The 6,799-nt window shown below is 27.7% G+C and carries 10 protein-coding genes; 7 read left to right on the forward strand and 3 right to left on the reverse strand.

All coding sequences use genetic code 11. The features are described from left to right. Positions 1–658: 658 nt before the first annotated feature. Together CHB81_RS26445 and CHB81_RS26450 are read left to right on the forward strand one after the other, a co-directional pair. Positions 659–1,939 carry a hypothetical protein gene (locus CHB81_RS26445; RefSeq protein WP_089354805.1) on the forward strand — a complete coding sequence of 427 codons (1,281 nt, stop codon included), beginning with the start codon at positions 659–661 and terminating at the stop codon, positions 1,937–1,939. Positions 1,940–1,956: 17 nt separating this feature from the next. Then, positions 1,957–2,535, forward strand: a complete 579-nt coding sequence (locus CHB81_RS26450) for a DUF6705 family protein (RefSeq protein WP_089354806.1) — start codon at positions 1,957–1,959, stop codon at positions 2,533–2,535. Positions 2,536–2,953: 418 nt separating this feature from the next. Here the strand turns inward: CHB81_RS26450 and CHB81_RS27015 are convergent, their stop codons facing one another. Next, complete coding sequence (locus tag CHB81_RS27015) at positions 2,954–3,103, reverse strand: hypothetical protein (RefSeq protein ID WP_176427587.1); 150 nt, start codon at positions 3,101–3,103, stop codon at positions 2,954–2,956. A gap of 433 nt (positions 3,104–3,536) precedes the next feature. Here CHB81_RS27015 and CHB81_RS26455 point away from each other — a divergent pair, with 433 nt between their 5' ends. The 5 genes from CHB81_RS26455 to CHB81_RS26475 all read left to right on the forward strand — a co-directional run bounded on the left by CHB81_RS26455 (position 3,537) and on the right by CHB81_RS26475 (position 5,723). After that, a complete protein-coding gene (locus CHB81_RS26455; protein ID WP_089354807.1) occupies positions 3,537–3,737 on the forward strand; it encodes a hypothetical protein in 201 nt (66 codons plus the stop codon). A 111-nt stretch (positions 3,738–3,848) separates the two neighbouring features. Next, positions 3,849–4,337, forward strand: a complete 489-nt coding sequence (locus CHB81_RS26460) for a hypothetical protein (protein WP_089354808.1) — start codon at positions 3,849–3,851, stop codon at positions 4,335–4,337. 173 nt (positions 4,338–4,510) lie between these two features. Continuing rightward, positions 4,511–4,885: a hypothetical protein gene (locus CHB81_RS26465; RefSeq protein WP_141130481.1), complete on the forward strand. Its 375-nt coding sequence runs from the start codon at positions 4,511–4,513 to the stop codon at positions 4,883–4,885. A gap of 52 nt (positions 4,886–4,937) precedes the next feature. Continuing rightward, on the forward strand, positions 4,938–5,459 hold the full coding sequence (locus CHB81_RS26470) for an ATP-binding cassette domain-containing protein (RefSeq protein WP_254921283.1): 522 nt from the start codon (positions 4,938–4,940) through the stop codon (positions 5,457–5,459). An 18-nt stretch (positions 5,460–5,477) separates the two neighbouring features. Then, a complete protein-coding gene (locus CHB81_RS26475; RefSeq protein ID WP_089354811.1) occupies positions 5,478–5,723 on the forward strand; it encodes a hypothetical protein in 246 nt (81 codons plus the stop codon). A gap of 456 nt (positions 5,724–6,179) precedes the next feature. On the opposite strand, the gene CHB81_RS27020 is transcribed toward CHB81_RS26475, so the two are convergent. Further along, complete coding sequence (locus CHB81_RS27020) at positions 6,180–6,431, reverse strand: tol-pal system YbgF family protein (RefSeq protein ID WP_132022325.1); 252 nt, start codon at positions 6,429–6,431, stop codon at positions 6,180–6,182. Between the two features lie 17 nt (positions 6,432–6,448). Continuing rightward, the coding region (locus CHB81_RS27025) for a hypothetical protein (RefSeq protein ID WP_176427588.1) at positions 6,449–6,799 on the reverse strand (351 nt) is incomplete at its 5' end.

Consider the following 6,799-nt stretch of genomic DNA (forward strand, 5'->3'; position numbering starts at 1 on the left):
TTGTAAGGTCTTTTTGTGTAGGCTGAGCAACCAAAAAAATAGGAAGTATTAATAATAGTAAGATTCTTTGAAGTTTATACGGAAACATACATTGGGGTTTCTTACAAAAATAGAGCATCTTTACAGAATTGTAATGATAAATTCTATGTTTTTTATTGTTTTTCAAGACACTAATATACAAGTGTTTAACATTTATTTTTTCTCGAATTCCCGAATTTCTTATCGGGATTCCTGAATTCCGATAGACAACATTTGCGAGCGGTATCTTGTTTAATTAGTTTTGACTTGAGAAAAATGAGATTTTTTTTACAGTAAGACGTTGCGATAAGAAGCAGATTGTTTTTCGAAATGTAATTGGCCAATTACGTGGGATTAATTCAGTTGCTAAGTAACCCATAAAAATACAAAGCAATGAACACGACATAATGTTTAACTATTAAAATATAAAACATGAATTTTAGAAATTTTAAATTTAGAAGCGTTTTTTTTGAGATGTAGCTTCTAAGATTAAAGATTAACCAACATGAATAAGAAGAATAATGTTTTTTATTCATGATTGAATTTATAAAAATAAAAAACTAATATAAAATATGAATAATAATAAATTAGAGAAATTAAAATTTATAAAAAGATTTTTTTTTTCACTTTAGCATTGGTATTGACCAATTGCCAAAATGACGAAAATCTAACCAAACAGGAACAAAGCAGGATTAAGACTGTAAGTATCGAAGATGCTAAAGCATTCTTAACAAAGTCATCTAATAGTCCTTCGGCTAAATTAGCAAGCAGTAAAATTAGCGACCTTGAATTTGATAAAGCAACATTAGAAAAATTAAACGGTAGCGATCAGTTATTAACTGTAATTCCTTTTTCAACAAATAACGAAGTTCGAAATGATCGTGTTTTAATCACGAAGATAGACGATGAAATTAGAAGTGTTATTTTTAGTATGCAACCTGATGAGAATTCTGTTAAAGACAGTTTTTCTGGAAAAATGTTTATTTACTCACTCGAGGGTGATTTCATTAACGGATACAGAGCAAAGGATGGTGTTATTACCACTCAGTTTGTAAAGAGTAACGCAACAACATCTTCAACTTCTAAAACAATAGATGGTGGAGAATTAAAAGAAGTAGTTATTGGTCCTAAGCCTAAACTCACGAATGCTGTTAGTTATGACATGATTTGGGGAAGTGGCGGTTCAAGTATAGGTTATAGCCCTGTAGGTGGTGCCTCAGGAGTGACTTGGGATGCTACAGGTGGTGGCGGTGGTAGTAGTAGTCCCGCTACTCCTCCTGCTGTAAATGACCCCTGTAAAAGTATTAACGACCAAACTATAGATCCTGCATTCAAAGCAAAAATGGATGCTTTAAAAGCAAAAACAAGTTTAAAAAAAGAAAGTGGATATGCACAAAAGAAGGATGGCTCATTTAAAGAATTACAAAACGGCAGTGGAGGAACTAATGTAAACTCATTAGAATTTAATATTGAACCTGATATGGTCGGATATATGCATGTGCATATAGATCCCTATGAAAGTGCTACATTGGATGAAGATGGCAATCCTCAAGAAGAAGCACCTATAAAAATGTTTTCTCCTGACGATGTAAAACAATTTCTATTGTTATTAATTAATGCAAAAACCAATGGAATTCCTGTCGAGAATGTTTTTGGTACTATGGTTTCAAGTTCGGGAGATTATACTCTACGTTTTACAGGAAATATTGCAGATGTAAAAACAAATCAGAATTGGAATTCATTAAATCCAATCTATATAGCTGCTATCGCAAGAGATGGAAAAGAATTAGGCTTTCTAAAATTCTTAAAAGACAATATAGGCATTAATGGAATATCTTTGTATAAAATTAAAAAAGATGGTAAGAGTGAAAGCAAATCATTAAATGCAAATAACAAATTAAATTCGACTCCTTGTCAATAAACTCAATAGTAAATAACATGAAAAAAATAATAATAATAATACTAAGTCTTATCATCATAGCAAATTTATCTTGCAAAGCACAACAAATTATTCCTGTTGAAAAAGCCATAGATTACCGATTAGCAGAAAATGGAATTCCTGACAATACTTACTTTAAAGATATTAATAATTTATTAGGTAAATATGTTGGCACTTGGATAGGTACTTATGACAATAAAACTTATAAATTTAGAATTGATAAATTTGTAAACAACTACTCGGGGGGTACTAAAGAAGATGTTTTATTAATGCGTTACATTATCACAAATACTAATGGAACACAGCTTGAAAATACAACAACACTATCCGATGATAATTATTTGGTCATTATAGGAGATTATATTCAGAGATCAACCTATCATTTAAATTATTTTGGGAGAGAAAGTGCTTGTGGACAGTTAGGAACGATCTATATAGAGGTTTTAAAAAGCAGTAATAATACTAAAATGAAACTTAACTTATTACCCGGGAAAATAATGATTTCGCCTAGTTCTTGCCCTCAAGGTGTTTCTCAACAAATTATGCCTATAGATCAAATTGTTTTAACCAAGCAATAATTTTGTTTTAATTGTTAATTACAAAAATAGTTAGCGTTAATTTTTACTATAATAAAAGAGTAGCACCATTGCGTGACTAGTAATGGTGCTACTTTTTGTTTTTTAACGCATTATTTTTAGATGAATATTATACAGAATTATGAGATACTTTATTGACGCACTTTTAATTTTGGGAATAGGATTATTGATTTATGGTTACATCTATCCAACGAAATATTGTTTGGATATCAATATTAAAGACACTTATTATGCATTTACTTATAGACCTATTGCTACATTTGTATTATTATTTTCTTTCGTCCTCTACATTGCTAGTCGCTTATACGAATTAGTTAGATGATATTAGTCTTCAAGGGATATATTTAGGACATTTCAAAATGTGTAACGCTTTTTTTACAATGAAAATATTAACTAGAAATTATTTATTTTTTTGACAATCTGCATTTTGCTCGTTGTCTTTTTTTATTTTAATCAATATTTTTATACAATTAACTTGTATGATACTTACTACCATATAAGCTATTTCTTTTTTGTTTTGCCTATATTTATTATCGGTACGATCTTTCATTTAACGAAAATTTTAATAGAAAAATTAAAAACTCGAGTAGAGCAATCTAAAGATAGATATTCAAAGTATTTGTTGTTTTTTTTACAACCGAATTTATATTTTAAATTTAAAAAAGGAACTATAAACTATTTAGTTTTTGTTACAATCTGTGTTATATCGTTTAGCTATCTTTACCTTACTGAATCTTTTTATTTAGTTATTGATAATGGCAATTATCATTTTGTGCGTTATTATTATTTTGTTTTACCAATTCTGATCGTTGGTACCATTGTTTATTTTGTAAAAAATAGGAAGAACAGAAAATCAATCCCTGATTCATAAAATAATCAGAGATATTTATTTTTTTATAAATAAAAAAAAATATAATCCTGATTTTATTATTCTTCATATTAATAAGCTTCTCTAACAGAAAAACTTAATACCAACCACAATTATGAAAAATATTTTTTTAATACTGCTTCTTTCTTTGTTTTCATACATAAATTATGCTCAGGATAAGCCTTTTATTATTGAAGATTATGCGATCAAAGTAAGAGCAATAAAATCGGATTTTAATAAAGCACTATGTACTGATAAAATAAATTCTAAACGGATAGGTTTTGTAGCAGAATTTGAGGTAATTAACAATGTTTAGAGATTTGTCGCGAAAATTCATGTTATACTGTGAACCAGCTAGGAAAAAGAATAAATAAAGCAGGGATTTTATTCTTAGTATATATGATGGTAAATCTTGTAACTAGAAAAGATGAAAAATAAATTTGTATTAATTTTAATAATCTTAAATTCTATCATTTCATATTCACAAAAAAAATGTGAATTATATGATTGTATAAATGCTTATCTTGAAATTAAGAGAATAAGTAAAAAATATCATTCTGTCCTTATAAAAGAAAAGGAAAATAACAAAACTGTCTTAAGAATATTTTATGGTGGTGATAGTATTTCTAATTATGTTAATAATTATAGAAGTCCATTATTTAATGATAAGGCATGGAAAGAATTATCCCAAAAATATTTAAATGATACAATTAAGAGGTATTGGAATACAAAAGATTTCCCTAACTATAATTTTATATATGAAAATAAAAAAGGTTTGTGGAATTTTAGTTTTTTAGATAAATATAATAACAATTCTATGAACTTGTATTTTATTTCAGAACCTATATATTATGACAATCAAAAATACATACTCTTTGAATTTGCAGAAGGCATAACTGATGTTAGAGGAATTTAAAGAAATCAGGTTGTTGTCATGACGAAAAGAAAAAACAAATGGGAAATTGTCGAAACTACTTATGATTATATTTTGCATTGAAATGGTTAAAAATACAACAAAGGCGAATGCCCCAAAAAAGAAAGGAGGATGCTAAATGAAAAAAAAATAGATATTCATTAATAATACTAGTATTGTTGCTTTTAAAAACAATAGGAGTTGTAAGTCAGAACAAGACAAATGAATCTACTGTAAATAATTTTGTAAAATCAGTTTTTTTTGAAAAAACTAAAGCAAAATTTATTGCTGATACTTATATGTACTTTGAAGCTATTAATAATCCAAAATACAATATTAATGATCGGGTGAAGATTCTTGATAAGCATTTAAAAAAAATTAAAAAGGAAAAAAGTTCTTTAATAGATTCAACTAATTATTCTATCGTAGAATACAAGGATTATAAAGAAACAAAAGTTGTTTTCAATAAATCTCCTGAGAATATTTTTATTTTGGTTAGTAAAAGCAATCCTGTAATGTATTTTTATTTATTAAATGATAAGATTTTTTAATTTGATTATATTGTTAAAGGAAACGAGGGATTATTTATTACATACTAAATTATTGTTATATGAATTTGACTCGATAGAAAAAGAAAACGAAGAAGGAAAGGAGATTTTTGAAATTGATACTATTTCAATCCAGAATCTTTCATTCCGCCTTGCAGGAAGAAGTGAACTTTTTCATGATATAAATATAGAAATCGAAAAAGGCAAATTCATTGCAATTGTTGGAGAAAGCGGAAGTAGAAAAAGTACCTTAGGTCAAATCTTACAGCGCTTTTATAATTTTGAAAATGTAAGTATTTCCAAATCAATTTCACCTACCCAACTAAATTCAATAGTAAATTATGCAAATAATGCTCCTGAAACTTATAATGTTAATAGCTATGCGTGTACAGATTTTGGTATCGCAGTTGGTAAATTAGGGGGTATTAATTTGCCTTCAACAAAGGCTTCAACATTAATGTTTAGTGGGACTTCTCCAGGAAATTTAGGAGAAGATATTAAAAGTGGTACTTTTCCAAGTACTACAAAAACATCAAGTAAAAATAATGCTCCAGTAAGAAAAGGGGATTGTAAATAATAATTAATTAAAGTCTAGATGAAATATATAATTTTTGTTTTGCTGATAATAATTCCTTCTAATATTATCGGTCAAGAGTCTATTGATAGCAGTAAAATGTTAAACGAATTTTACACGGAACTTTTTAATGATAATGTAACTCCGGAAGAAATAGTTTCCAGTTATGTTCATTATTTGGATAAAAATGAATATAAAAAAGCTGTTAACATGATAATGGACTTTCGTAAGCTTGCCATTGAAGAAAGGGGACAGTTTTTTTGTTAAAAAAGGATATTCAGGAAAAGAATTTTTCTATTTCATCATACAATTCTTTTGGCAACGATGAGAAGGTGAAATTTAATACTATCGCCCAAGAGAAAAGGAATAATATTTATAAAATTAATCTAGGAAGTGCTATTCCTCAATATATTTTATTGGATAATTACAAAATAGCATCTTTTTTTGGGTTTAAGAAAGCGGGATATGATGAATATTATTTTATAGGCTTTTAATAACTTTGAAAAGACGGTTTCAAGATGTAAGTAAAAAATGATGGGGGTCATTAGACCAACATCCTTTTTTACTTTAATTTTTACACAGTCTTATGTAAAGAGAAAATTTATTGTTATATGAATTTGCCTCGATGGAAAAAGAAAACGAAGAAGGAAAGAAGATTTTTGAAATTGATACTATTTCAATCCAGAATCTTTCATTCCGGTTTGCAGGAAGAAGTGAACTTTTTCATGATATAAATATAGAAATCGAAAAAGGATATCCATCTACAAACTCGATAGTTATTTCCTTCGTAATTTTATAAATAGAATCTACTCGTATAAAATTCTCAGCCGCTTTTGCTTTTTTACCTAATCCGTCATAGACTTTTCCTAAATAATAATACGCGGCTAATACATTACCATTATTATTATATTCAATCATTTTAGGCAATGCTTTATTAATGCTATCCAGTGCTACTTTATAATTCTTTTTAGACACTTGATTTGCATTTTCATTTAAAAAACAAAGAGATATTTGTATTCGTCATTCTTTGTTGCTTTAGATTCTTTATATCCCAATATGTTATAATAGGAAGTTGAATCTGTATTCTTCAAAGATTTATAACAATCTGCTATTCCAAAAATGATACTTTGATAATCTTTATAATATTTTGACCTTCTTACGTCTTTGCTTTTATAATATCGATAACACTCTTTATAAATATCTAATGCTTCATTGTATTCTCCCAAATCTTCAGATTTGGTAATACCAATATATTCTCTTACGTTATAATAATAGTCAATATTAGTTTGCAGTGCTACCTTTTCTGCCAGATTATAATTGGTCATGGCTTCTTTAAACTTAAA

Origin of the sequence: Flavobacterium sp. ov086, assembly GCF_900187965.1 — a bacterium.
Lineage (GTDB): Bacteria > Bacteroidota > Bacteroidia > Flavobacteriales > Flavobacteriaceae > Flavobacterium.

Excerpts from the sequence above, each read along its gene's own strand:
- CHB81_RS26450 (WP_089354806.1), top strand. The coding sequence starts at position 1,957 with ATGAAAAAAATAATAATAATAATACTAAGTCTTATCATCATAGCAAAT.
- CHB81_RS27015 (WP_176427587.1), bottom strand. The coding sequence starts at position 3,103 with ATGAAAGATCGTACCGATAATAAATATAGGCAAAACAAAAAAGAAATA.
- CHB81_RS26455 (WP_089354807.1), top strand. The coding sequence starts at position 3,537 with ATGAAAAATATTTTTTTAATACTGCTTCTTTCTTTGTTTTCATACATA.
- CHB81_RS26460 (WP_089354808.1), top strand. The coding sequence starts at position 3,849 with ATGAAAAATAAATTTGTATTAATTTTAATAATCTTAAATTCTATCATT.
- CHB81_RS26475 (WP_089354811.1), top strand. The coding sequence starts at position 5,478 with ATGAAATATATAATTTTTGTTTTGCTGATAATAATTCCTTCTAATATT.